General features: G+C 72.2%; 26 protein-coding genes and 2 tRNA genes. 21 read left to right on the forward strand and 7 right to left on the reverse strand.

Features of this window, described 5'->3' with window-relative positions:
* The first annotated feature begins 4 nt into the window (after positions 1-4).
* The 3 genes from AB0H81_RS12465 to AB0H81_RS12475 all read left to right on the forward strand — a co-directional run bounded on the left by AB0H81_RS12465 (position 5) and on the right by AB0H81_RS12475 (position 1,164).
* Positions 5-80, forward strand: a tRNA-Glu gene (locus AB0H81_RS12465).
* Positions 81-101: 21 nt separating this feature from the next.
* Positions 102-174, forward strand: a tRNA-Glu gene (locus AB0H81_RS12470).
* 117 nt (positions 175-291) lie between these two features.
* On the forward strand, positions 292-1,164 hold the full coding sequence (locus tag AB0H81_RS12475; RefSeq protein WP_358373047.1) for a hypothetical protein: 873 nt from the start codon (positions 292-294) through the stop codon (positions 1,162-1,164).
* A gap of 67 nt (positions 1,165-1,231) precedes the next feature.
* Here the strand turns inward: AB0H81_RS12475 and AB0H81_RS12480 are convergent, their stop codons facing one another.
* Both AB0H81_RS12480 and AB0H81_RS12485 read right to left on the reverse strand, forming a co-directional pair.
* Positions 1,232-2,962 (reverse strand): hypothetical protein, encoded by a 1,731-nt coding sequence (locus AB0H81_RS12480; RefSeq protein WP_358373050.1) that lies wholly within the window; start codon positions 2,960-2,962, stop codon positions 1,232-1,234.
* Positions 2,963-3,020: 58 nt separating this feature from the next.
* On the reverse strand, positions 3,021-3,737 hold the full coding sequence (locus AB0H81_RS12485) for an IclR family transcriptional regulator (RefSeq protein WP_175604777.1): 717 nt from the start codon (positions 3,735-3,737) through the stop codon (positions 3,021-3,023).
* A gap of 98 nt (positions 3,738-3,835) precedes the next feature.
* Here AB0H81_RS12485 and leuC point away from each other — a divergent pair, with 98 nt between their 5' ends.
* From leuC to AB0H81_RS12505, 4 genes are all read left to right on the forward strand, one after another.
* A complete protein-coding gene (gene leuC, locus AB0H81_RS12490) occupies positions 3,836-5,221 on the forward strand; it encodes a 3-isopropylmalate dehydratase large subunit (RefSeq protein WP_358373054.1) in 1,386 nt (461 codons plus the stop codon).
* 74 nt (positions 5,222-5,295) lie between these two features.
* Entirely contained in the window at positions 5,296-5,883 is a 588-nt protein-coding gene (leuD, locus tag AB0H81_RS12495; RefSeq protein WP_358373057.1) for a 3-isopropylmalate dehydratase small subunit, read from the forward strand.
* A complete protein-coding gene (locus tag AB0H81_RS12500; RefSeq protein ID WP_358373059.1) occupies positions 5,862-6,113 on the forward strand; it encodes a hypothetical protein in 252 nt (83 codons plus the stop codon). The genes leuD and AB0H81_RS12500 overlap by 22 nt, the downstream gene beginning before the upstream one ends.
* Before the next feature lie 100 nt (positions 6,114-6,213).
* Positions 6,214-6,513, forward strand: coding sequence for an HU family DNA-binding protein (locus AB0H81_RS12505; RefSeq protein ID WP_358373061.1), 300 nt, complete (start codon positions 6,214-6,216; stop codon positions 6,511-6,513).
* 59 nt (positions 6,514-6,572) lie between these two features.
* Here the strand turns inward: AB0H81_RS12505 and AB0H81_RS12510 are convergent, their stop codons facing one another.
* Complete coding sequence (locus AB0H81_RS12510; protein WP_358373064.1) at positions 6,573-6,776, reverse strand: hypothetical protein; 204 nt, start codon at positions 6,774-6,776, stop codon at positions 6,573-6,575.
* Positions 6,777-6,833: 57 nt separating this feature from the next.
* On the opposite strand from AB0H81_RS12510, the gene AB0H81_RS12515 reads away from it, so the two are divergent.
* Positions 6,834-8,108: an MFS transporter gene (locus AB0H81_RS12515; RefSeq protein WP_358373066.1), complete on the forward strand. Its 1,275-nt coding sequence runs from the start codon at positions 6,834-6,836 to the stop codon at positions 8,106-8,108.
* Here AB0H81_RS12515 and cofC read toward each other — a convergent pair.
* Positions 8,050-8,682, reverse strand: coding sequence for a 2-phospho-L-lactate guanylyltransferase (cofC, locus tag AB0H81_RS12520; RefSeq protein ID WP_358373068.1), 633 nt, complete (start codon positions 8,680-8,682; stop codon positions 8,050-8,052). The genes AB0H81_RS12515 and cofC overlap by 59 nt on opposite strands.
* Positions 8,683-8,764: 82 nt before the next feature.
* Between cofC and AB0H81_RS12525 the strand changes: the two genes are divergently transcribed.
* The 3 genes from AB0H81_RS12525 to AB0H81_RS12535 all read left to right on the forward strand — a co-directional run bounded on the left by AB0H81_RS12525 (position 8,765) and on the right by AB0H81_RS12535 (position 11,655).
* Positions 8,765-9,475 carry a lysophospholipid acyltransferase family protein gene (locus AB0H81_RS12525; protein ID WP_358373071.1) on the forward strand — a complete coding sequence of 237 codons (711 nt, stop codon included), beginning with the start codon at positions 8,765-8,767 and terminating at the stop codon, positions 9,473-9,475.
* Positions 9,476-9,480: 5 nt separating this feature from the next.
* Positions 9,481-10,491 (forward strand): NAD(P)H-dependent glycerol-3-phosphate dehydrogenase, encoded by a 1,011-nt coding sequence (locus AB0H81_RS12530; protein WP_358373073.1) that lies wholly within the window; start codon positions 9,481-9,483, stop codon positions 10,489-10,491.
* Positions 10,492-10,557: 66 nt separating this feature from the next.
* Positions 10,558-11,655 carry a D-alanine--D-alanine ligase family protein gene (locus tag AB0H81_RS12535; protein WP_358373075.1) on the forward strand — a complete coding sequence of 366 codons (1,098 nt, stop codon included), beginning with the start codon at positions 10,558-10,560 and terminating at the stop codon, positions 11,653-11,655.
* Between the two features lie 17 nt (positions 11,656-11,672).
* Here AB0H81_RS12535 and AB0H81_RS12540 read toward each other — a convergent pair whose 3' ends face one another.
* Together AB0H81_RS12540 and AB0H81_RS12545 are read right to left on the reverse strand one after the other, a co-directional pair.
* Complete coding sequence (locus AB0H81_RS12540; protein WP_358373078.1) at positions 11,673-12,095, reverse strand: DUF3515 domain-containing protein; 423 nt, start codon at positions 12,093-12,095, stop codon at positions 11,673-11,675.
* 30 nt (positions 12,096-12,125) lie between these two features.
* Positions 12,126-12,359, reverse strand: coding sequence for an Lrp/AsnC ligand binding domain-containing protein (locus AB0H81_RS12545; protein ID WP_175592335.1), 234 nt, complete (start codon positions 12,357-12,359; stop codon positions 12,126-12,128).
* A 68-nt stretch (positions 12,360-12,427) separates the two neighbouring features.
* Here AB0H81_RS12545 and AB0H81_RS12550 point away from each other — a divergent pair, with 68 nt between their 5' ends.
* The 3 genes from AB0H81_RS12550 to thiD all read left to right on the forward strand — a co-directional run bounded on the left by AB0H81_RS12550 (position 12,428) and on the right by thiD (position 16,398).
* Positions 12,428-13,381: a thiamine-phosphate kinase gene (locus AB0H81_RS12550; RefSeq protein WP_358373135.1), complete on the forward strand. Its 954-nt coding sequence runs from the start codon at positions 12,428-12,430 to the stop codon at positions 13,379-13,381.
* 126 nt (positions 13,382-13,507) lie between these two features.
* Positions 13,508-15,520 carry a hypothetical protein gene (locus AB0H81_RS12555; RefSeq protein ID WP_358373081.1) on the forward strand — a complete coding sequence of 671 codons (2,013 nt, stop codon included), beginning with the start codon at positions 13,508-13,510 and terminating at the stop codon, positions 15,518-15,520.
* 83 nt (positions 15,521-15,603) lie between these two features.
* Entirely contained in the window at positions 15,604-16,398 is a 795-nt protein-coding gene (gene thiD, locus AB0H81_RS12560; RefSeq protein WP_358373084.1) for a bifunctional hydroxymethylpyrimidine kinase/phosphomethylpyrimidine kinase, read from the forward strand.
* Positions 16,399-16,705: 307 nt separating this feature from the next.
* On the opposite strand, the gene rpmB is transcribed toward thiD, so the two are convergent.
* On the reverse strand, positions 16,706-16,891 hold the full coding sequence (gene rpmB / locus AB0H81_RS12565) for a 50S ribosomal protein L28 (RefSeq protein WP_253772968.1): 186 nt from the start codon (positions 16,889-16,891) through the stop codon (positions 16,706-16,708).
* 199 nt (positions 16,892-17,090) lie between these two features.
* On the opposite strand from rpmB, the gene AB0H81_RS12570 reads away from it, so the two are divergent.
* The 7 genes from AB0H81_RS12570 (at position 17,091) to rnc (ending at position 24,384) form a co-directional block, all read left to right on the forward strand.
* A complete protein-coding gene (locus tag AB0H81_RS12570; RefSeq protein ID WP_358373086.1) occupies positions 17,091-18,635 on the forward strand; it encodes a DAK2 domain-containing protein in 1,545 nt (514 codons plus the stop codon).
* A 66-nt stretch (positions 18,636-18,701) separates the two neighbouring features.
* A complete protein-coding gene (gene recG, locus AB0H81_RS12575; protein ID WP_358373089.1) occupies positions 18,702-20,900 on the forward strand; it encodes an ATP-dependent DNA helicase RecG in 2,199 nt (732 codons plus the stop codon).
* Between the two features lie 636 nt (positions 20,901-21,536).
* Positions 21,537-22,145, forward strand: coding sequence for a 16S rRNA (guanine(966)-N(2))-methyltransferase RsmD (rsmD, locus tag AB0H81_RS12580; RefSeq protein ID WP_358373092.1), 609 nt, complete (start codon positions 21,537-21,539; stop codon positions 22,143-22,145).
* Between the two features lie 26 nt (positions 22,146-22,171).
* Complete coding sequence (coaD, locus tag AB0H81_RS12585) at positions 22,172-22,648, forward strand: pantetheine-phosphate adenylyltransferase (protein ID WP_358373094.1); 477 nt, start codon at positions 22,172-22,174, stop codon at positions 22,646-22,648.
* Between the two features lie 71 nt (positions 22,649-22,719).
* On the forward strand, positions 22,720-23,271 hold the full coding sequence (locus AB0H81_RS12590) for a YceD family protein (protein ID WP_358373097.1): 552 nt from the start codon (positions 22,720-22,722) through the stop codon (positions 23,269-23,271).
* Position 23,272: 1 nt separating this feature from the next.
* A complete protein-coding gene (gene rpmF / locus AB0H81_RS12595; protein WP_033409409.1) occupies positions 23,273-23,452 on the forward strand; it encodes a 50S ribosomal protein L32 in 180 nt (59 codons plus the stop codon).
* 212 nt (positions 23,453-23,664) lie between these two features.
* Positions 23,665-24,384 carry a ribonuclease III gene (gene rnc / locus AB0H81_RS12600; RefSeq protein WP_358373138.1) on the forward strand — a complete coding sequence of 240 codons (720 nt, stop codon included), beginning with the start codon at positions 23,665-23,667 and terminating at the stop codon, positions 24,382-24,384.
* Position 24,385: the final 1 nt, after the last annotated feature.

Below are 24,385 nucleotides of genomic sequence, written 5' to 3' on the forward strand. Positions count from 1 at the left end.
ACGCGGTCCCGTCGTCTAGTGGCCCAGGACGCCGCCCTCTCAAGGCGGTAGCGCCGGTTCGAATCCGGTCGGGACTACCACAGTCACACAAGTCAACCGAAGGTCCCGTCGTCTAGTGGCCCAGGACGCCGCCCTCTCAAGGCGGTAGCGCCGGTTCGAATCCGGTCGGGACTACGTTCTCTCTCAACGCCCCGGTGCGCTCCTCCGCGCCGGGGCTTTTTCGCGTTCACGTTCGATACGGCTTGACGATTTTCCGTCACAATCCGTACTCGACTGATAACGTACGGCGATGTGCCTTCCATCATTCACGACACGCTGAACGCGCTCTTCAGAGGCCGCCCGGCGTTCGCTGTGGAGATCCTTCAGCGGATCTACGACCCCCACCTTTCGACGGACACCTACGTCGAGGTCACCTCCGGGGAGTTCAACGACCGGCACTCGCGTGACTTCTACGCCGACACGGTGATCACCCTGGGACCCCCGAAGAGCCCGGAGCTGGGGATCGTCGTCGAGGTCCAGCTCAACGTCACCGAGGAGAAACGTCTCGCCTGGGCCCGTTACGCGGCCGCCCTGTGGCTGCGGCTCGACTGCCCCGTCGTGGTGCTCGTGGTGTGCGCGACAGACAAGGTGGCGGCCTGGGCCGCCGGGCCGATCGTCACGAATCTCCCTGAGTACTCGTTGACGCCCCTCGTCATGGGGCCGGACCAGGTGCCGGCCATCACCGACCCCGTCGAAGCCGTGGCATGCATGGAACTGGCCACGGTGTCCGTGATGCTCCACGGCCAGAGCCGTCCCGTCGTCGAGGCGTTCGTCGCCGCGTTGGCGAAAGTCGGCGGCGAACACGCTCCGCAGTACTATGAATACGCTTATGACCTCGCCTCTGAGGGCGCGAAGCAGAACCTGGAGGAGATCATGTCGTCAACGGCGTGGCCGGTCTACAGCCCGTTCGCCCGCGAGCACTTCGGCAGGGGCAAGGCCGAAGGAAAGGTCGAAGGAAAGGTCGAAGGGGAGATCGAGGCACTGATAACCGTTCTGGAGGCGCGCGGTCTCACCGTGACCGACCAGGCCAGGCTGCGCATCGCCGCCTGCACCGATCTCACCCAGGTCCAGGAGTGGATCCGCCGGGCCGTCACCGCCGACTCCCTCGACGACGTCCTCACCTGACAGACGAAAACCACCGTGCCCCGGGACCGCGAAAGGTGGTCCCGGGGCACAGCGTCTGCATGAGCGGCTACTGGTTCGAGCGGGCCTTGAACAGCGCCCGGCGGGCCGCCTTGGCGACCTGCTTGTCCGGGTGCACCTGGGAGATCAGATCCAGCAGCTCCTCCACGTGAGCGTGCGGGATCTTCCAGATCACCTCCAGCAGGTTGTTGAGCAGGTCCGGGCCGATGTCCTGCAGGCTGCTGACGAACTCCGAGCGTCCCAGCCCGGCGGAGATGGTCCACATGTCCAGGATCAGCCAGTGGGTGTCGTCCTGGGTCGGCTCGGGCGCCCCCTCAACCCCGAGCTGGCTCAGGTGCGTGGCGGCGTACGGGCGCAGCGACGGCTCCTTCAGCGCCGCCTGCCAGGCGGGGATCGCCTCCTCGCCGAGCGTGCCCACCACGCTGGCGGCCTGGACGCGGATGAGCGCGTCGCTCTCGTCCTCGGCCGCCGCCTCCAGCAGCTCCTCGGCCGCCCGGCCCGGCTCGCGCAGCCGCATCCAGGCGGCGAACTCGGCGTCGGCCTCCTCCTCGGGCAGCTCGGCGCTGAGGGCGAGCAGCTCGTGGGCGCTCATCGACTCGATGGCGGGCCGCGCGTCGATCTCGATGTCGGAGTCGTCCACGAGGTGGATGACGCCCTCGGTGCCGAGCGCCGTCAGGCTGAGTGTCCCGCCGGCCCCCTGCGACGCGTCGAGGGTGACCATGCCGTAGCCGGTCAGCCAGTCGACGGCCGGGGCCAGCGGGTCGCCCGCGGCCTCCCACGCGTCGGAGCCCAGCTCGTCGATCTCGGCGGCGGCCTCGGCGAGCTCCTGGCGCAGGCCGTCGAGCTCGCGTGAGCCGCCGGCCAGCAGCAGCCGCACCAGCACGCCTCGGGTGAGCCCCGCGAGGGCCATGGTCAGGTCGTCGTCGGGCAGCTCGGGGTCGCCGTAGTCGACCGAGTGGAGGCCGAGCATCCAGGCGTCGAGCACGTCCTCGTCGTCGTCGAACGGCCACTCGGACGTGTCGTCCTGCACGGCCACCGTGTTGCCCTCGCCCGGCTCCAGGAACTCCAGGTCGACGGCCAGGTTCCAGATGTTCCAGAGCTGGGGCACGGCCTCGGCGAGGGAGCCGTCGGTCTCCGGCCTCGGCAGGCCGACGGCGGCCAGCGCCTCCTCGACCTCGGCGTCGGACAGCAGGGTGTCCTCCCCGACGCGGCGGCCGGAGCCGACCCACACGGCCAGGTCGCGGGCCTTGGCGACCAGCGGAACCTCGCGGGCGGCGGCGGCCAGCTCGGAGTCAGGCCGCAGCCGGATCGTGGGCAGGTCGGCGAGCTCGTCGGCGAACGGCTCGAAGTCTCCCAGATCGCCGGTCTCCTCCTCGTCCGCGTCGTCGCCCTCGGCGTCGTCGAGAAGCTCCTCCATCAGCTCGACGAACTCGTCCTCGACGTCGTCGAGCTCCTCCCGCAGGCCCTCCAGGGAGTCGGAGCCCTGGGTCAGCCTCCCGGTCTGGGAGAGGAAGGTGAGGTACGCGTCCACGGCCGGCAGCATGCCGTCGGCGGCGGAGTCGGGGTCCTCCACGACCTTCGGCATGCGGTCCAGGAGCAGGTTGCGCAGGTCGGCACGCTTCCACGTGCCGAGGTCGCTGGAGAAGGCGAGACGGTGCCACAGGGCGGCGGGCCCGACGAGTTCGGGGTCGCTGTCGGGCGCGTTGACGCGCGCCCACATGATGAACTCTTCGAGCAGGGGTCGCAGCTCAGTGGCGGCTACCTCGATGCGATCTGTCACCCACTCAGGCTAGTGCGCCGACGGCGCACTCGGCCCCCCAAATCCGTGCTTTTGCTGATCATGACGTGCGGCGCATCGATTCGGTGATCCGCTCGGCGGCGGCCATCACCGGTACGGCGTGCAGGCGTCCGGGCGCCCGCGTCAGCCGCTCGATGGGGCCCGACACCGACACCGCGGCGATCACCTTGCCCCCGCTGCCCCGTATGGGCGCAGACACGCTCGCCACGCCCTGCTCCCGCTCGCCCACGCTGTGGGCCCAGCCGCGGCGGCGCACCGACGCGAGCGTCGCGGCGGTGAACTTGGCGCCGCGCAACCCGCGGTGCAGCCGGTCGGGCTCCTCCCAGGCCAGCAGGATCTGCGCCGCCGAACCCGCCGTCATGGGCAGCGCCGATCCCACGGGCACGGTGTCACGCAGACCGCTCGCGCGTTCGGCCGCGGCCACGCACACGCGCTCGTCACCCTGGCGGCGGTAGAGCTGCGCGCTCTCGCCCGTCAGGTCGCGCAACTGCATCAACACCGGCGCGGCCACCGCGAGCAGCCGGTCCTCGCCGGCGGCCGTGGACAACTCGGAGAGCCGCGGGCCCAGGACGAACCTGCCTTGTGTGTCACGGCTCACAATGCGGTGGTGCTCGAGGGCGACCGCGAGCCGATGGGCGGTGGGGCGGGCCAATCCGGTGGCCTGAACGAGCTGGGCGAGCGAGGCGGGGCCGGCTTCGAGGGCATTGAGCACCAGAACGGCCTTGTCGAGTACTCCGACTCCGCTAGAGTTGTCCATAGGCCGATACTGCCGTCTCGACATATGAGAAAGCAAGTCGGAGGCAGGCTGGAAGGCGGGGCTGCGACGGAGCAGTCGCGAGAACGCAGGAGGAGATCATGGGCCGCACACTGGCGGAGAAGGTCTGGGAGCAGCACGTCGTGCGCCGCGCCGACGGCGAGCCCGACCTGCTCTACATCGACCTGCACCTCATCCACGAGGTGACCAGCCCGCAGGCGTTCGACGGGCTCCGGCTCGCCGGGCGCGAGGTGCGCAGGCCCGACCTCACCATCGCGACCGAGGACCACAACGTCCCGACCGTGCTCGGCCCCATCGCCGACCCCGTCTCCAAGACCCAGGTCGAGACGCTGCGCAAGAACGCCGCCGAGTTCGGCATCCGGCTGCACCCGATGGGCGACGCCGGCCAGGGCGTGGTGCACATCATCGGCCCGCAGTTCGGCCTGACCCAGCCGGGCATGACCATCGTCTGCGGCGACTCCCACACCTCCACGCACGGCGCGTTCGGCGGCATCGCGTTCGGCATCGGCACCTCCGAGGTCGAGCACGTGCTGGCCACGCAGACCCTGCCCGCCTACCGGCCGAAGACCATGGCCATCGAGGTCTCGGGCGAGCTGCCCGTGGGCGTCACCGCCAAGGACCTCATCCTGGCCATCATCGCCAAGATCGGCACCGGCGGCGGCCAGGGCTACATCGTCGAGTACCGCGGCGAGGCCATCCGCAAGCTCTCCATGGAGGGCCGGATGACGGTGTGCAACATGTCGATCGAGGCCGGCGCCCGGGCGGGCCTGATCGCCCCCGACGAGACCACGTTCGCCTACCTCCAGGGCCGCCCGCACGCGCCCTCCGGCGAGCTGTGGGACCAGGCGGTCGAGTACTGGAAGTCGCTGCGCACCGACGACGACGCCGTCTTCGACAAGGTCGTCGAGATCGACGCCTCCACGCTCACCCCGTACGTCACCTGGGGCACGAACCCCGGCCAGGGCCTGCCGCTGGGCGCGTCGGTGCCCGACCCGGCGAGCTTCGCCGACCCCATCGAGCGCTCCGCCGCCGAGCGCGCCCTGGAGTACATGGGGCTGAGCGCCGGCACCCCGCTGCGCGACATCGAGGTCGACACCGTCTTCGTCGGCTCCTGCACCAACGGCCGCATCGAGGACCTCCGCTCGGCCGCCGAGATCCTGCGCGGCCGGCAGGTGAAGACGCGCACGCTCATCGTGCCCGGCTCGATGCTGGTCAAGCTGCAGGCCGAGCAGGAGGGGCTGCACGAGGTGTTCAAGGCCGCCGGCGCCGAGTGGCGCGAGGCCGGCTGCTCCATGTGCCTCGGCATGAACCCCGACACGCTCAAGCCGGGCGAGCGCAGCGCCTCCACCTCCAACCGCAACTTCGAGGGCCGGCAGGGCAAGGGTGGCCGCACCCATCTGGTGTCGCCGCAGGTCGCCGCCGCGACCGCCGTCAGCGGCCGCCTCACCGCTCCCGCGGACCTCTAGCGCGGTCACGGTCAGGCGGCCAGGCCGCCTGACCGACGCGCTTCCCAGATGCCGACCTCTAGGAGATCCCGACCATGGACGCGTTCACCACCCACACCGGTACGGCGGTGCCGCTGCGCCGCAGCAACGTCGACACCGACCAGATCATCCCGGCCGTCTGGCTCAAGCAGGTCAGCCGCACCGGCTTCGAGAACGGCCTGTTCGCCGCGTGGCGCGAGGACCCCGGCTTCGTCCTCAACGACCCGGCCTACCAGGGCGCCTCGATCCTCGTCTCCGGACCCGACTTCGGCACCGGCTCCTCGCGCGAGCACGCCGTCTGGGCGCTGCAGCAGTACGGCTTCCGCGCCGTGATCGCCGCCCGGTTCGGCGACATCTTCCGCAACAACTCCACCAAGATGGGCCTGCTGCCGGTCGTCCTGCCGGGCGAGAAGGTGGAGGCGCTCCAGGCCGCCGTCGAGGCCGACCCGTCGCTCCAGGTGACGGTCGACCTGGAGGGCCGCGAGGTCCGGTGGGCCGGCGAGGCCGTCGGCTTCGAGATCGACGACTACACCCGCTGGCGGCTCATGGAGGGGCTCGACGACATCGGCCTGACCCTGCGGCACGCCGAGGACGTGGCGGCGTACGAGAATGAGCGGCAGCCATGGCTGCCGACGACCGTCTAGACGACGACGAGCTGGCGCGGCGGCTGCGCGAGGCGCACCGCCGCGTCAGCGCCGTGCTCACCGGCCTTCCCGACGACGAGAAAGAGCGGCTGGCGCGGCGATACGTGACGATCTGCGATCTCGCCAAGCACGATCCGGTACGGGCAGCGGCCCGTCTGGATCTTCTCCTGGCCTCTCTGGACGGCGATCTCGACACGCCACGCGCACCCGAAAGCACGCCGGGTGATTGAGTTCGCCCGCAATCCGGCCTAGTTTCGGGAGAGTAAGGGGTTTCTACGTCGAACTTCGTTAGCTGGAACCCCGAGCCGTAACGGGGGGAGCACAACTTACATGAACAAGCGAGAGCTCGTTGACGCCATCGTAGAGCGCGTCGGCGACCGGAAGACGGCGACCGAAGCGGTCAACGCCATCATCGACGTCGTCCAGAAGGCCGTGGCCAGCGGCGACAAGGTCTCGATCACCGGCTTCGGTGCCTTCGAGATGGTCCACAAGCCGGCCCGCTCGGCCAGGAACCCGTCGACCGGCGCCGAGATCAAGGTCCAGGAGAGCTGGGGGCCGAAGTTCCGGCCTGGATCGGACTTCAAGGAGCTGGTGAACGCCGGCGGCAAGAAGGCCGCTAAGAAGAAGTAACGACGTCGCGACCGCCCGGTCCCCGTCTCGGGGGCCGGGCGTTCCGCGTTCTCGGGGGATCACTCCGGCAGGGGGAACGTGGACAGCGTCACGTAGCTGATCTCCCCGTCCGTCATTGCCAGCCGAACCCGCTGCCCCGAGCGCAGCAGCCGCAGCGGGCCCGCGTCGAAGGCGTGCGTGCCGAAGGGCAGCACGGTCCCGTCGTCCAGGAAGACCGTGCCGGAGCGGGTGATCTCGTCGAAGGTGCGCACCGTGGCCTGCACGCCCACCAGCCTAATCCGTTTGCCATCGGGGAGCGGAACAGCGGACCATCGCTACTTGTGCGCTCGAACCCCGACTTCCGGCGCTTCGTCTGGGCGAACGGCGTGACCCAGATGGGCACGCAGGTCACCACCGTCGCGCTGCCCCTGGCCGCCGTCCTCACGCTGGACGCCGGAGCGCTGGAGCTGGGCCTGCTCGCCGCCGCCCAGATGGCCGCCTTCCTGCTCGTGGGGCTCCCCGCCGGCGTCTGGGTGGACCGGGTCCGCCGGCTGCCCGTCCTCGTCTGGTCCGACCTGGTACGCGGCCTGGCGCTCGTCACGGTGCCGCTCGCGGCCTGGGCGGGCGTGCTGACCCTGCCGCAGCTCTACGCTGTGGCCCTGCTCCTGGGGTTCGGCACGGTGTTCTTCGACGTGGCCCACATGAGCCTGCTGCCCGCCATCGTGCCCGAGGACCGGCTCGAACGCGGCAACGGCGCCCTGGAGGTCACCCGTAACGTCTCCCTCCTCGCCGGTCCGGGCGTCGGCGGCTGGCTCGTCAACCTGCTCACCGCGCCCGTCGCCCTGCTCGCCGACTCCGTCAGCTATCTCGCCTCCGCGCTGCTCCTGTCCCGCGTACGGGCCGAGGAGCGCGTACGGGCCGGGGAAGGCGTGCGGGCCGGGGAGCGGCCGGCACGGCGTGAGCGGCGGCTGCGGCGGGAGATGGCCGAGGGCCTGGCCTTCGTCGTCCGGGAGCCCGTGCTGCGCCGCGTCGCCGTCGGCGGGGCACTGGTCATGGCCGCCAACAGCATCTGCGCAATCGGCTTCCCGCTCTACCTGATCAAGGAGCTGGACGTCGGCCCCGGCGCGTACGGCCTGCTGCTGTCGGGCTCCGCCTGCGGCGCGCTGGCCGGCGCGGCGCTCGTGCCGCGGCTGACCGCCCGCTTCGGCACGGGCGCCACCCTGTACGGCTCCGCGGTGCTGGCCACGGTGCTCTACCTGCCCGCGCTGGCCACCGGCCCCGGCTGGCGCCTGGCGTTCCTGCCGGTGGCGGGCGCGCTGTTCGGCGCGGCGAGCTCGGTGTTCGGCGTCACCCAGCTCAGCCACCGGCAGCGCGTCACCCCCGGCCATCTCCTGGGCCGGGTCAACGCCGCCATGCGCTTCCTCATGTGGGGCGCATTCCCGCTGGGCGGGCTGCTCGGCGGGGCGCTGGGAGAGCGGGTGGGCGGCTACGCGGTGTTCGCCGTGGGCATCGCCGCGCTCGGCCTCTCCCACCTGGCGGTCGTCACCGCGCCCCGCATCAGGACGGCCACAGCTCCGCCACCACGGCCGCGGTGTGCCGGCCGAGACCCAGCGTGACGGCGGCGCGCAGGTCGTCAGGGGTGTCGACGTCGCGGCGGACCGAGTCGACGCCGTCGAGGCACAGCTCCTTGGCCCCGCCCGCCAGGTGCTTGGCCCGCGACTCCCCGCCGAAGCGGGGCGTGAACGGCAGCCCCGGGCGCACCCCGTAGAAGGTGGTGCCCACGTCGAGCGCGTCGGGCACGAACGCCTGGTCGAACTCCGACGCCGCGGCCAGCACCGCGGCCAGCTCGGCGGGCCGCAACGCGGGCAGGTCGGCCTGCAGGGCCCCCACGGGGTCGCCGGGGGCCAGTCGTACGGCGTGGGCGGCGCCCGTGCGCAGCGCGGTGTTGAGCCCGCGGTCGGGGTCGTGCACCACGTCCGCGCCGAGCGCGGCGAGCGGCCCCGCGGCGGCGGGGTCGGCGGTCACGACGACGACCCGCGCCACGGCCGGGCACTCCAGCGCCGCCGACACCGTGTCGCAGGCCACGGCGACGGCCAGCCGTGTGCGGTGCGGACCGGCCGCGGCGGCCATCCGGGTCTTCGCGGCGACCAGTGTCTTCACCGGGATGACCAGTGACCAGCGGTTGCTCATAGGGTTAAGCATCGCGCCTCGACATCCCGCGCGGCCAACCGGGAGACTTGGGGCGCACACCACGTTCGGGTTGGAGGAGAGCATGAGGCGCCTCACGCGGCCGTCGCGTTTCTGGGAGTCCCTGGCCGTGGTGATCGTGAAGCCACTGTCGTGGCTCCTGGTCAACCGTGACTGGCGCCACGGGGAGCGGATCCCCCGTCAGGGCGGGGTGATCATCGCCGCCAACCACCTGTCGTGGACCGACCCCGTGCTGCTGTCCCACTTCCTGTACGACAACGGGCGCTGGCCGGTCATCCTGGCCAAGGCGGCGCTGTTCCGGGTGCCGCTGCTGGGCCACGCCGTGCGCTCGCTGTGCGCCATCCCCGTCGAGCGGGCCAGCAGCGAGGCGGCCCGCTCGCTGCAGGTGTCGGCGCAGCGGCTGCGCGACGGCGGCGCGATCCTCTTCTACCCGGAGGGCACCTGCACGCGTGACCCCGACCTGTGGCCGATGGTCGGCAAGACCGGAGCCGCCCGGCTCGCCCTGGAAAGCGGCGCCCTCGTGATCCCGGTGGCCCACTGGGGCGCGCATGAGCTGCTGCCGTACGGGGAGAAGAAGCCCAGGCTGTTCCCGCGCAAGACGTTCCGGGTGTCCGTGGGACCGCCGGTCGACCTGTCCAGGTACGCCGGTCAGCCGCCGCAGGGGCCGGTGCTGCGCCAGGCGACCGCCGACATCATGGCGGCGATCACCGTGCAGCTCGCCGAGCTGCGCGGTGAGAAGGCACCCGAGAGTCCCTACGATCCGGCCGGACGGTGACGACGATGACGAAGGCGGCGGTGTTCGGCACCGGTTCGTGGGGCACCACGTTCGCGATGATCCTGGCCGAGGTCGGCAACCAGACGACGCTGTGGGGGCGCCGGCCGGAGCTGGTCGAGGCGATCGACCGCACCCACACCAACCTCGACTACCTGCCCGGCGTGGCGCTGCCCACCTCGCTGCGGGCGACGACCGACCCGGCCGAGGCGCTGGACGGGGCCGACTTCGTGGTGCTCGCCGTGCCGTCGCAGTCGCTGCGGACCAACCTGGCGGCCTGGCGCGAGCACATCCCGCCGGACGCGATCCTGGTCAGCCTGATGAAGGGCATCGAGCTCGGGACCACCAAGCGGATGAGTGAGGTCATCTGCGAGGTGGCGGGCGCGGCCGAGGAGCGGGTCGCGGTCGTGTCCGGTCCCAACCTGGCCAAGGAGATCGCCCAGCGCCAGCCGGCGGCGACCGTCGTGGCCTGCTCCGACGAGAGCGTGGCCGCGCGGCTGCAGGACGCCTGCCACCTGCCGCCCTGGTTCCGCCCGTACACCAACCACGACGTGGTGGGCGTGGAGCTGGGCGGCGCGGTCAAGAACGTCATCGCCCTGGCCGTGGGCGTCGCCGCGGGTATGGGCATGGGCGACAACGTGGGCGCCATGCTGATGACCAGGGGGCTGGCGGAGATCTCGCGCCTGGGGGCCGCGCTCGGGGCCGACCCGCACACGTTCGCCGGGCTGGCCGGCATGGGTGACCTCGTGGCGACCTGCACCTCGCCGCTGTCACGCAACCGCACCTTCGGCGAACGGCTGGGCCGCGGCATGACGCTGGAGGAGGTCATCGCGGCCACCAAACAGACCGCCGAGGGCGTCAAGTCGTGCGAGTCGGTACTGGAGCTGGCCAGGAAGCACGACGTCGAGATGCCGATCACCGAAGTCGTGGTGGGCGTCGTCCACGACGGCATGTCGCCCAGTGAGGCCGGCATGCTGTTGATGTCCCGTTCGCCCAAGCCTGAGCGGTATGGGGTCTGACCATTGCGGACATCACCGGCGAGCTTGACTCGCTGTAGTGCGGACACGCCGGTAGATTCGGACGTCATGAGCAAGCCACGCGTCGCCGTCGTTTTCGGGGGTCGCAATTCCGAGCACGCCGTCTCCCTCATGGGGGCGGGCAGCGTGCTGGAGGCGATCGACAAGGACAAGTACGAGGTGGTCCCCATCGGGATCGCCCAGGACGGCAGGTGGGTGCTCGCCGCGGCCGGCCAGCGGTTCGCCATCGAGGAGGGCGAGCTGCCCAGCGTCGACACCTCCGGAGCCGCGCTGGCGCTGCCGCCCGGGCAGGGCTCGCTCGTGGCCTACGACCCGGGCAGCATCCCGGTCGAGCTGGGCTCGGTGGACGTGGTTTTCCCGGTGATGCACGGGCCGTTCGCCGAGGACGGCACCATCCAGGGCCTGCTGGAGATGGCCGGCGTGCGCTACGTCGGCTCGGGGGTGCTGGCCAGCGCCGTCGGCATGGACAAGGCGTACATGAAGACCGTCATGGCGGCGGCCGGGCTGCCGATCGGGCGCTACCTGGTGGTGCGCGACCGCGACTGGCGACTCGACCGCGAGCGGGTGCTGAAGGAGGCCGAGGAGCAGCTCGGCTGGCCGGTGTTCGTCAAACCGGCCCGGGCCGGCTCCTCCCAGGGCATCTCCAAGGCGCACGACCGGGCGAGCCTCGCCGAGGCGGTCGAGGAGGCCCGGCGGCACGACCCGAAGGTGCTGGTCGAGGCGGCGGTGACGGGACGCGAGGTCGAGTGCGCGGTGCTCGAGTCGCTCGGCGACGAGCCGCCGCGGGCGTCGCTGCCCGGCGAGGTGAAGGTCGAGGGCGGCCAGGAGTTCTTCGACTTCGAGGCCAAGTACTACCCCGACCAGATGTCGCTGACCGTGCCCGCCGACCTGCCGGGCGAGGTGGCGGAGGAACTGCGGGCGATGGCCGTGCGGGCGTTCGAGGCGCTCGAGTGCGAGGGCCTCGCGCGGGTGGACTTCTTCTACACGCCCGAGGGCGAGATCGTCTTCAACGAGATCAACACGATGCCCGGCTTCACGTCGCTGTCGGTGGCGCCGCAGCTCTGGGCCGCCTCGGGGACGAGCTATCCGGAGCTGGTGGACCGGCTCGTGCAGCTCGCCCTGAACCGGCCGGCCGGGTTGCGCTGAACCGGCGCGGATCAGGACTACTTCGGCGTGACCTGGCTGATCGGGCCCGAGAGGTCGGCGAGCACCTGGGGCGCCACGTGCGTCCCGGCGATCGTCGCCTCCACGTACAGCGGGGCCGCGACGGCGGTGAAGAGCGTGGGCTTGTCGGGGTCGGCGAACCAGCCGACCCCGTCGATCTCCTGGAGCTGGTCGGTCGGCGCCATCCGGGCCGGCCGCGGCACGCCGCACCGCAGCGCGATCTCCCCGTCGCCCCAGACGGCCACGTACGGCGACTCGGGCACGGACGTGCCGCGTCCGGCGCCGTCCAGCGTGCGGGGCAGCAGCCCGGACAGCCGCTGACAGGCCGCGGCCGCCTCGCCCTGCGGGGCGGGCGGCTCGACCTGGACGGCGCCGCACGCGGCGAGCGCGAGCAGCAGCAGCGATACGGCGGCGACACGCATGGACGGCGAGTTCTCCCGGAAAGATCTACCTCAGATGTGCACGATCGGGCAGGTCAGGGTCCGGGTGATCCCCTCGACGCCCTGGATCTGGGCCACGACGAGTTTGCCCAGTTCGTCGACGTTACGGGCCTCCGCCCGCACGATCACGTCGTACGGTCCCGTCACGTCCTCGGCCTGCGTGACTCCGGGGATGCCGGAGATCTCCGCGGCCACGCTCGCCGCCTTGCCGACTTCGGTCTGAATAAGGATGTAGGCCTGCACCATTACGTCCTCCCGGGCGATTGGATCACGCCGAAGGGCCACCGTACCCTGTGTGGGTCAGGAGGTGTGTCATCAGAGTCGGAGATCTCGGCGAATTCGGAGCGGTAAGTCGTATTTCCGGACGTCTGCCGCAAGGAGCCAGTGTTCTGCTCGGACCGGGCGACGATGCCGCCATGGTGAGTGCGCCGGACGGGCGCGTCGTGGTGTCAACGGACCTCTTGCTTGAGGGTAGGCACTTTCGCCGCGATTGGTCCAGCGGCTACGACGTCGGCCGGAAGGCCGCGGCGCAGAACCTCGCCGACGTGGCCGCCATGGGCGCCGTTCCGACGTCCCTGGTGGTCGGGCTGGGCATTCCGGCGGATCTGCCGGTCGACTGGCTCGACGCGCTGACCGACGGGTTCCGCGACGAGTGCGCGGTCGTGGGGGCGAGCGTGGCCGGCGGCGACATGGCACGCAGCGACCTGGTGGTGCTCGGGGTGACCGCGCTCGGCGACCTGGGCGGACATCCTCCGGTGACCCGGTCGGGGGCGCGTCCCGGCCAGGTGGTGGCCGTGGCGGGGCGGCTCGGCCACGCCGCGGCGGGCCTGGCCCTCCTGGAGGCCGGTCGTGACGTCCCGCGTGCCGCGGGGGCGCTGTTCGAGGCGGTGGAGGCGCACCGCCGGCCGTGCCCGCCGTACGCGTGCGGTCCGGAGGCGGCGCGGCTGGGCGCCACCGCGATGCTCGACGTCAGCGACGGGCTCCTGCAGGACCTGGGACACCTCGCGCGGGCCGGTGGCGTGCGGATCGAGGTGGACCCGGGCGCCCTCGTGGTGGGCGATCCGGTGGCCGCCGCCGCCAAGGAGCTCGGGGCCGATCCTGTCGACTGGGTGCTCACGGGGGGTGAGGACCACGCGCTCGCGGCCGTGTTCCCCGCTGACGTGCCGCTGGGGGACGCCTGGCAGGTCGTGGGGGCCGTCGTGGAGGGCGAAGGCGTGACCGTACGGGGCCGTGACGTGATACGCGGCGGCTGGGATCACTTTCAGTGATGAGATGTCCCGATTTGCGTGAAAATTTCCCACCATGACATGTGACTCACGGGATTGCTGGGACAAAGTCGTAGCGAAGGTGTTATGAAGATTGGCGGCCATCGTCACCGGCAAGAAAGGGCTGCCATGGGCCGCCACACAGGTGGATCCGACGACGCGAGCGAACGGGGGAACGGCACGTCCGACGACTCTCACGACGAGGGATTCGGACTCACCGACCGCGCCGCGCAGTGGGCCGCCGCGCCGGATCCGACCGCCAAGAGCTCCTTCTGGGACACCGATGACCAGCAGGCCGAGCCGCCCGGCTGGCCGGAGCTGCCGGACCAGGCGGGAGTGACGGGGCAGTGGGCCCCGATGCCGAAGCGGGACCCCGGTGCCGCCGTCCGCGGTCCGGAGAAGGACCCGTTCGAGACCACCGGCGCCTTCCAGCCGCCGCCCTCGCGGGCCGGCGCCGGCTCAGGGCCGGCCGCCGACCCGCCGTTCGAGACGACGGGCGCCTTCGCGCGCCCCCCGCACTGGGACGAGCCCGGACGGGCCGGCGAGGTCGGTGAGAGCACGCAGACCTTCGGCATGCCGCAGGACCTCGGCGGCGACGCGCCTTCGGGACCGCACGCCTTCGGGCCCTCCGGTCCGCGTCCCCCGGGCGGTGACCGGCCTGCCGGGCCGCACGCGTTCGGCGCTGACGGGCCCTCGGGGCCGCCGGCGTCCGGGACGGACGGGCCCTCGGGGCCGCGGGCCTTCGGCGGGGACGAGCGGCCGTCCGGCACGCCCGTCTTCAGCGGGAGGGGAGCGCCCATCCGCCGCGCGTTCGAGGACGGCAGGCCCTCCTCGACGCCGGGCTTCGTGAGCGACGACCCTTCGGGACCCCACGCGTACGGCGGCGACGGGCCGTCCGGCCCGCGGGGCTTCGGCGACGACGAGCCCTCGGGGCCCTTCGGCTCCGCCGAGACCCACGTGTTCGGCGAGAGGCCGCAGGCGTTCGGACCGGCCGAGACCCACGGGTTCGGTGAGGGGCCGCAGGGGCGCGGCGGTGACGCCACGCAGGTGTTCGGCCACGACCAGGCCGCCTCCGAGCAGACCCGCGTCCAGCCCCCCGCGGGGCCGCCCGAGCCGGGCGACGTCAAGGTGTTCGGCAACCCGACCATGGTGGACGTCCAGGCTCCCGCGTGGTCGGAGGGGGCCGACAACGGCTTCCTCGGCTCCGGCTGGTCGGGTGACGAGCCCGGCGGCGACCGGGACGGCGGGCGTGAGGACGACGCGGAGCCGCGCCGCCGCGGGCGCCGCAAGCCTCCGTCCGGGGACGCAGACCCGTACGCCGACCCGCCGGCCAGGAACCGGGGCCGTCTCGCGCTGCTCTCGGTGGCCGCCGTCGCCGTCGTGCTCGGTGGCACCGTGGCGGGCGTGAAGCTGATGAGCGGCTCGTCGCAGCCGTCCGGCTGCCCCGCCGACGGCTGTGCCGCCGTACAGGCGACGAACCAGCCGGGACCGCAGGGCTCCCAGCCCGCCGGGGACGAGACCGAGGAGCCGGCGGAGGACGAGACCGAGGAGTCGGCGCCGACCGACGAGCCCACGGGCGCGAAGACGCAGCCCGCCGGCACGCCGGGCCCGCAGACCACGACGGGCGCCCGCACCCCGCGCCGGTCCGCCTCGCCCGATCCGAAGCCGACCAAGAGCAAGAAGCCGGTCAAGCCCACGCAGGAGCCGCTGCCGACCACCTTCGAGGAGACCGGGCTGGAGACTCCGTCCGAGGAGCCCAGCACGATCACGGTCACCGACCCCGCCGACAACGCGACCAGCAACCCCGTCCCCACCGCGACCGACACGGCGGGGCCCAGCGGCGGCTCGGTGAGCGTCGGCTTCGACGTGGTCAGCCAGCGGATCACCGGCTACACGGCCCACCTCGACGTGGTCAACTCCTCGCCGCAGGCGCTCAAGTCCCTCACCGTGTCGGTGCCGGTGAAGGGCCGCGTGCTGAACATGACGGGCGCCGAGTGGACGCAGGACGGCGATCTGCTGATCATCGACCTGCCGGAGACGCTGGCGGGGGGCGGCTCGACCGAGATCACCTTCACCGCCACGGGCCGCGCCGCCGAGCCGGAGAACTGCGGCCTCGTGGGCGGCGACTGCGCCGTCAACTGACGCCTCCGGGGCGGGCGCCCGTCACAGCGCCCGCCCAGGCGGAGGGCGTCCGCGTGGAATGAGCGAAATGGTTGGATGGGGTCATGACCGCTACGACCCCTCCGCGCGTGCTGACCGTCGCCGGATCCGACTCCGGTGGCGGGGCGGGCATCCAGGCCGACCTCAAGACCATGCTGGCCCTGGGCGTCCACGGCATGAGCGTGATCGCCGCCGTGACGGCGCAGAACTCCCTGGGCGTCCAGGGCTACTGGGAGCTGCCCGCCGAGGCCGTACGCGCCCAGCTCGACTCCGTGCTGGGCGACATCGGCGCGCAGGCGGTCAAGACGGGCATGCTCGCCTCGCCCGAGCTGGTCGAGACCGTGGCTGTGACGCTCGGCGCGTACGAGGCGCCGGTCGTGGTCGATCCCGTGGGCGTCTCCAAGCACGGCGACTCGCTGCTCGCGCCCGAGGCCGTCGAGACGATGCGCACGCGGCTGCTGCCCGTCGCCACCGTCGTCACCCCCAACCTGTGGGAGGTCGAGCAGCTCACCTCGGTCAAGGTCGAGGACGAAGGCGGGATGCGGCGGGCCGCCGACGCGATCCTGGAGCTGGGACCCGCCTGGGCGCTCATCAAGGGCGGCCACCTGCCCGGCGAGCCGGTGGACCTGCTGACCGACGGCACGCGCGAGTACCGCTTCACCGCCGAGCGGCTCGACAACCGCCACACCCACGGCACCGGCTGCACGCTCGCCTCGGCGATCGCCTCCCACCTGGCGACGGGCGAGGACGTGCCGGGCGCGGTGGGCAAGGCGAAGGAGTACGTCACGGGCGCGATCCGGCGCGGCTTCCCCCTGGGCGACGGCATCGGCCCCGTCGACCACGCCTGGCAGTGGCGCTGACAACCGGCCTCATCGGCTTGCGGGCATGACATCCGGGTCCGGCACGCGCTCAGGCCCACCCATGACGTCCGCCTCCCGCCCCCGGCCTTCCGCGCCTGTGCCACCCGGCCTCACTGGCCACCCGCATGCGGAGTCGCGTATCAGCGACGGGCGCACATGAGGCGGCGAGCCCTCGCGAATGTCGCGTGCGCCGTGAGGTGGGGTCTCGGGGCCGACATGCGTGCTGCCCGGGACCGATGGGCGGGTCCGGGCATGACGAAAGCCCGCCGCTCGGCCGGGAGCGGCGGGCTTGTCGCGGAGGTCGAAGCTAGCGGGTGACCTTGCCCGCCTTGATGCACGAGGTGCACACGTTCAGCTTCTTCGGCGTGCCGCCCACGACCGCGCGGACCGTCTGGATGTTGGGGTTCCAACGACGACGGGTACGGCGGTGCGAGTGGGACACGTTGTTGCCGAAGATCGGCCCCTTGCGGCAAACATCGCAGACGGAAGCCACGGTATCGCTCCTTAAAACAGTCGATGTAGCCCTGTCCGCTGATGCATGTCGGGCGGAGGGCATGCCGGGACAACCGGCCAGCCAGACGAGGATATCCGATCCACGCCACCAGGTGCGACTCGAGCCACTGGACTGGGGCGGATGCGGCGATATCCTCCTTCTTTAACCGTAGCGCACTCGAGAGGGCGGAGCGTCGCGTATGGAGGTTCTCGACCCGCCCCGTGTACGCCGATGGGCCCGTCTGGCCGCGGACGCGCTGGGCAGGTCGAGGGCGGAGATCGACGCGCTCAACGTCTTCCCCGTCGCCGACGGCGACACCGGCACGAACCTCCACCTCACCATGCTGGCCGCGGCCGAGGCCGTCGAGGCGCTGCCCGACGACGTGGACCGCGCGGTGGTCTGGCAGACGCTCGCGTACGGGGCGCTCGTCGGCGCGCGCGGCAACTCCGGCGTCATCGTCAGCCAGGCCCTGCGCGGCCTGGCCGAGGTGCTCAAGGACGGCTCCGACCTGCGTGCCGGCCTGGTCAGGGCCGCCTCGCTGGCCCGGGAGGCGGTCGCGCGGCCCGTGGACGGCACGGTGCTGAGCGTGCTCGGCGCGGTGGCGGGGGCCGTTCGGGACACGGACGGCGACCTGGCCGAGATCGCGCGGCGCGCCGCGCGCGAGGCCCGCGCCGCGCTCCGCCGCACCCCCGAGCAGCTCGACGTGCTGGCCCGCAGCGGCGTCGTGGACGCGGGCGGCGCCGGTCTGGCGATCATCCTGGAGTCGCTGGCGACCGCGGTGACCGGCGCCTCCGGCGAGCGTTACGAGGTTCCGGCGCCGACGTCGCGCGTCTCGCCGATGACCGAGGTGGGCGCGGGGTACGAGGTGATGTACCTGCTGGACGCCGACGACGCCGCGGTGGCCAAGCTGCGCGAGGAGCTCGACGCGATGGGCGACTCGCTGGTGGTCGTCGGCGGTGACGGCCTGTGGAACGTCCACGTCCACGTGGACGAGGCGGGTCCCGCGGTGGAGGCGGCGCTGCGGGCGGGGCGGCCGTACCGGATCAAGATCACCTATCTCGCCGAGCGGACCCACCGCGGCGACGCGGGCCGGGGCGTGGTGGCCGTCGCCGCGGGCGACGGCATCGCGGCGCTGTTCGAGGAGTGCGGCGCGGTGGTGGTACGGCGGGAGCCGGGCACGCGCCCGTCGCTGCCCGCCATGCTGGCCGCGATCAGGCAGGCGGGCGGCGAGGTCGCCGTGCTGCCGAACGACGAGGGCGCCGAGGCGGTCGCCACGGCCGCCGCGGAGATCGCCCGGGAGGACGGCGTCGTGGTCAGTGTGCTGCCGACCCGGGCGACCGTGCAGGGGCTGGCTGCGCTGGCCGTCCACGACCCGCTGCGCCGCTTCGACGACGACGTCGTGGCCATGACCGGGGCGGCCGGGCACACCCGCCACGGCCACCTCGCGGTCGCGCGCAGGGAGGGCGTCACGAGCGTGGGCGTGTGCCGGCCGGGGGACGTGCTCGGGATGATCGACGGCGACGTGGCGGTGATCGGCCGGGAGCTGGGCGAGGTGGCCGTCGCGGTCGTGGACCGGATGGTGGCGGGCGGCGGCGAGATGGTCACGCTCGTGACGGGCGCGGACGCGCCCGAGGGGCTGGCGGACGAGGTGGGCGGGCACCTGCGCGCCACCCGACCCGACGTGGACCTGGTCGTGTACGCGGGGGAGCAGGGCGGCTACCCGCTCCTCATCGGTGTGGAGTGACCCGGCGGCGACTCCAGGAGCCGCGGCATGCGTTCCTGTCGGTCTCAGGCGGTAGAACATAGTGCCGTGAGCCGATTCGACGAGCCCCTGACCAAGGCGCTCGACCCGAAGACCGCCAAGCTGCTGCACAGCGTGCTCGGCCTGGAGACGGTCGGCGACCTGCTGCGCCACTACCCCCGCCGCTACGCCGAGCGCGGCGAGCTGACGGCGCTCGACGCGCTGGAGGTCGACGAGCACGTCACCGTGGTCGGCGAGGTGAGTCGGCTCATGCGCAAGCCCATGCGCAACCGCGGCGGCACCTGGCTGGAGGTCGAGGTCGTCGACGCCGCCCGCAACAAGATCTACCTGTCGTTCTTCGGCAAGGGCTCCCACGTGGCCGAGTCCCGGCTCAAGCCGGGCAGGCGCGGCATGTTCGCCGGCAAGGTCGGCCTGTTCGGCTCGCGGACCCACCCGCGCTGGCAGCTCTCGCACCCCGAGTTCGAGCTGTTCGAAGAGAACGAGGCCAGCGCCGAGGAGTTCTCGGTGGCGCCGGTGCCGATCTACCCGGCGGGCAAGGACCTGACGCCGTGGGTGATCAGGCGCGCCGTCGGCGTCGTGCTCGACACGCTGGGGCCGCTGGCCGACCCGCTGCCCGACGGGCTGCGCGCCCGCCACGGCCTGCGCGACCTGGCCGAGGCGCTGGAGGCGGTGCACCGGCCGAAGGACTTCGGCGACGTGCAGCGGGCCCGCGACCGGCTCAAGTTCGACGAGGCGTTCGTGCTCCAGGCCGTGCTGCTCCAGCGCAGGCAGGCGGCGACCGCCTGGCCCGCCAAGCCGCGCCCGCGCCGCGACGACGGCATCCTGCGCGACTTCGACGCGCGGCTGCCGTTCGCGCTCACCGAGGGGCAGGCCGCGGTCGGCGAGGAGATCGCGGCCGACCTGGCCCGCGAGCACCCCATGCACCGGCTGCTGCAGGGCGAGGTCGGCGCGGGCAAGACCGTGGTCGCCCTGCGGGCCATGCTCCAGGTGGTCGACGCGGGCGGCCAGGCCGCGCTGCTCGCGCCCACCGAGGTGCTCGCCCAGCAGCACCACCGCTCGATCAGCGCGATGCTGGGCGACCTCGCGCAGGGCGGCATGTTCGGCGGCACGGCGGTCACGCTGCTCACCGGCTCCATGGGCGCCGCCGGCCGCCGCGCGGCGCTGCTCGACGCGGCCTCGGGCACGGCCGGCATCGTCGTGGGCACCCACGCCCTGCTCCAGGAGCACGTCCAGTTCGCCGACCTCGGGCTGGTGGTGGTCGACGAGCAGCACCGCTTCGGCGTGGAGCAGCGCGACGCGCTGCGCGAGAAGGCGGGCGGCGGGCGCCCGCACGTGCTCGTCATGACCGCCACCCCGATCCCCCGCACGGTCGCCATGACGGTCTTCGGCGACCTGGAGGTCTCCACGCTGTCGCAGCTCCCGTCCGGGCGCGCCCCCATCACCACCCACGTGGTGCCGGCCGCCGAGAAGCCCCACTTCCTGGAGCGCACGTGGGAGCGGGTCCGCGAGGAGGTCGCCCTGGGCCGGCAGGCGTACATCGTCTGCCCGCGCATCGGCGACCTGGAGGGCGACGAGGGCGACCTGGAGGCCCAGGCGGACGAGCCCGGCGAGGGGGCGGCGGGGGAGGAGCGCCGGCCGCCGCTGGCCGTCCTCGACGTCGCGCAGCTGCTGTCCGAGGGGCCGTTCCACGACCTGCGGCTCAGCGTGCTGCACGGCAAGCTGCCGCCGGAGGAGAAGGACGCGGTCATGCGGGCGTTCAGCCGGGGCGAGCTGGACGTGCTGGTGGCGACGACGGTGATCGAGGTCGGCGTCGACGTGCCCAACTCCTCAGTCATGATCATCATGGACGCCGACCGGTTCGGGGTCTCGCAGCTCCACCAGCTCCGCGGGCGGGTCGGCCGGGGCGGGCTGCCGGGGCTGTGCCTGCTGGTGTCCGACTTCCCGGAGGGCACGCCCGCGCGGGCGCGGCTCGACGCGGTGGCCGCCACGCTCGACGGGTTCGAGCTGTCGCGGGTCGACCTGGAGCAGCGGCGGGAGGGCGACGTGCTCGGCGCCGCCCAGTCGGGCCGGCGCTCGTCGCTCAAGCTGCTCCAGCTCCTGCGCGACGAGGACGTGATCGAGGCAGCCCGCGAGGAGGCGGCGCGGCTGCTGGCCGACGACCCGGAGCTGGCGCGGCACGAGGCCCTGCGCGCGGAGATCGACCGCCTGCTGGCCGACGAACGCGCCGAGTACCTGGAGAAGACGTAGGCGTACCCCGGGGGCGTGGACGCATCTGAGCCGGGGCCGGCGCGGGCGGCCGCACGGCCTTCCGCGGGCGGCCTCCCGGCCGAAGGGCCGCCCTCCCTGGCGACCTCTCGCGGGAGCCGCGCAGGGAGACAGGGGAGTGGCGGGGCTGCTTCGGGGGCGCCCTGGCGAGGGCTGGTCGCGTCGAGGCGTCCCGCGCGAGGCGGAGCGCATGGCACAGGGGAGCGCCGGCAAGGAGCGAGCGGGAAGCCGGAACGCCGGGAAAGCTCAGAGGGCCGGGAAACCCCAGAGGCTGGGAAAGCCCAGAGGCCGACGAAGGTCGAGGCCAGGGAAGGCCGCTCGGAAAGCGGTGCAAGGCCGGAAAAGCGGTACAAGGCCGGAAAAAGGTGTTGGGCCCAGCTGCGGGGACGGCCTCCCCCCGAATGCCGTCCCCGGCTGGGCCCACCCCTCGGGTCAGGTGCCGAGGGAACCGGCGTGCGGAAGGGCTCACGACCACGCCGGTCGGCCTTCTACTGGGTCACCTCGAAGGCCGCAGACCCATCATGCGTGGCGGGTGGGGGCATGTGAATCACCCTTGCGTTCTCGAGGCCGACACTTGTCCACTCTTGACCTGCGCCGACGTGCGCGAGAATGGCTCCTATGACTCGGATCATCGCGGGGAGCGCGGGCGGGCGACGCCTGGCGGTCCCGCCGGGGCGCGGCACGAGACCGACCAGCGACAGAGCTCGCGAAGGCATCCTCTTGACGCTCGACTCCCTGCACGGGGTGCGGGGCGCCAGGGTGATGGACCTGTACGCGGGGTCGGGGGCCGTCGGGCTGGAGGCGCTGTCGCGGGGCGCCGAGCAGGCGCTGCTCGTCGAGTCCGACCCCAAGGCCGTCCGGGTGATCAAGGCGAACGTGCGGGAGCTGGGGCTGCCCGGCGCGCGGGTGGTGGCGGACAAGGTCGAGCGGTTCCTGGGCCGGCCGGCCGGCGAGGCCCCGGGAGAGGGTGGTCAAACTCACACCGGGCCGCCCGAGCCGTACGACATCGTGTTCGCCGACCCGCCGTACGCCGTGCCCGACGAGGAGGTCACGCGCGTCCTGGAGCTGCTGCGCGATCACGGATGGCTGGCCGGGGACGCGCTGGTGGCGTTCGAGAGGGAGACCCGGGGAAAGGCCGTGGTATGGCCGGATGGTTACGTTGAGGAGAGGGTTCGCCGTTATGGCGAAGCGTCCGTTTGGTACGGTCGCGCCGCCGGTAATCCGTAGACCTGCCCCATGACCAGGGAGGCGTCTTGCGCCGCGTTGTCTGCCCGGGGTCCTTCGACCCCATCACCAACGGCCACCTCGACATCATCGCCCGGTCCGCCCGGCTGTACGACGAGGTGACCGTGGCCGTGCTCATCAACGTGGAGAAGAGCAGTCTCTTCACGGTCGACGAGCGGATCGAGATCCTGCAGGCCGTGACCAAGGACTTCCCGAACGTCAAGGTGCGGAAGTTCCACGGGCTCCTCGTCGACTTCTGCAAGCAGAACGACATCCCCGCCATCGTCAAGGGCATCCGCGTGGTCAGCGACTTCGACTACGAGCTGCAGATGGCCCAGCTCAACTACCGGCTGTCCGGCGTCGAGACGCTGTTCATGCCGACCAACCCCGAGTACTCGTTCCTGTCGTCGAGCCGCGTCAAGGAGATCGCGCGGTACGGTGGGGACGTGTCCGGCCTGGTCCCCGACATGGTCCACAAGCTGCTCGTCGAGCGGCTCAGGGGCTGACCGCCACCTGGTATCCTTTCATTTCGGCCTTGTACGACGGCGACAGTTCCGCCATGCCTAGCGAGAGCAGGATGACTCAGCACCTCGACCCCCGCTCGCCTTGGGTGATCTCGACTCACGACCTGGGAAAGCGGCCGGGCACGATGCGGCAGATGAGCCTGACGCTCCCGGCTCCGGCGAATCTCGGCGTCGACATGATCGGTGTCCGCAAGGACGCCGAAGTCGAGCTGGACCTCCGGCTTGAAGCAGTGATGGAAGGCGTGCTCGTGTCGGGCACGGCGCAGGCCCCGTTGACCGGGGAGTGCGCGCGGTGCCTCGACCCGTTGTCCTCGGACATCGAGGTCGATCTGCAGGAGCTGTTCTTCTACTCCGACGAGGACGCCTCCGAGGACGACTCGCTGATGGACGGGGAGCTGCTCGACCTCGAGCCGACGTTCCGCGACGCGGTGGTGCTCGCACTGCCGTTGAGCCCGGTCTGCCGTGACGACTGCCCGGGGCTCTGCACGGAGTGCGGGATCAAGCTGGCCGAGGCCGGCGACGATCACCGGCACGAGAAGATCGACGCTCGCTGGGCGTCGTTGCAAGGTCTGGTTTCCGAGAACGATAACGATCAGGAGAAGTGACGTGGCCGTCCCGAAGCGAAAGATGTCGCGGAGCAACACCCGCGCCCGTCGCTCCCAGTGGAAGACGACTGCTGTCGCCCTGGTGAGCTGCCCGCAGTGCCGTTCGCCCAAGCAGCCGCACATCGCGTGCCCCACCTGCGGCACCTACAACCGTCGTCAGGTCATCGAGCCGTCCGCCTGATCTCGCAGTTGACGTGATGCCGACCGGGTGCCATTGTGCCCCGGTCGGCGTGAACGTCTCAGTCGCGTGCGGCGGCCGCTCGCCCGCGGTCGTGGTGGACGCCGGGGACCTGTCCCCCCCGACGCCCACCACGTTTTCGGGCATCTTCCGCAGCCGTCGCGCCACGTGAAGGTGTCCGAGGAGGAAAACCCGTGGGCGCAGGTCCCAAGCCGGTGGCCGTCGAGGTCGCCAGAGCAGAGCTGGAGCGAGTGCTGTCGATCAGCCTCGACTCCGACATTCTCGAGCGGGCGCTGACGCACCGCTCCTACGCGTACGAGAACGGCGGCCTGCCCACCAACGAGCGCCTGGAGTTCCTCGGCGACTCGGTGCTGGGCCTGGTGGTCACCGACACCCTCTACCGCAACCACCCCGACCTGCCCGAGGGGCAGCTGGCCAAGCTGCGGGCCGCGGTGGTCAACATGCGCGCCCTGGCCGACGTCGCCCGTGGGCTGGGCCTAGGCCGGTTCCTGCGGCTCGGCAGGGGCGAGGAGGGCACCGGCGGGCGCGACAAGTCGTCGATCCTGGCCGACACCCTGGAGGCGCTGATCGGCGCCGTCTACGTGGACAAGGGCCTCGACGAGGCGTTCCGCGTGGTCCACCTGCTCTTCGACCCGCTGATCGTCCGCTCGGCCTCGCTCGGAGCCGGGCTGGACTGGAAGACCTCCCTGCAGGAGCTCACCGCCTCCGAGGCGCTCGGCGTGCCCGAGTACCACGTCGAGGAGAGCGGGCCCGACCACGCCAAGTCGTTCACCGCGGAGGTGCGCGTCGGCGGCGAGTCCTACGGGGCGGGCAACGGGCGCAGCAAGAAGGAGGCCGAGCAGCAGGCCGCCGAGGCGGCGTGGACCCGCATCCGGGCCCGCCGCGAGCAGCGCGAGAGCCAGCCGGCGGGCTAGG

It is taken from the genome of Nonomuraea sp. NPDC050691 (genome assembly GCF_040654455.1).
Classification (GTDB): Bacteria; Actinomycetota; Actinomycetes; order Streptosporangiales; family Streptosporangiaceae; genus Nonomuraea.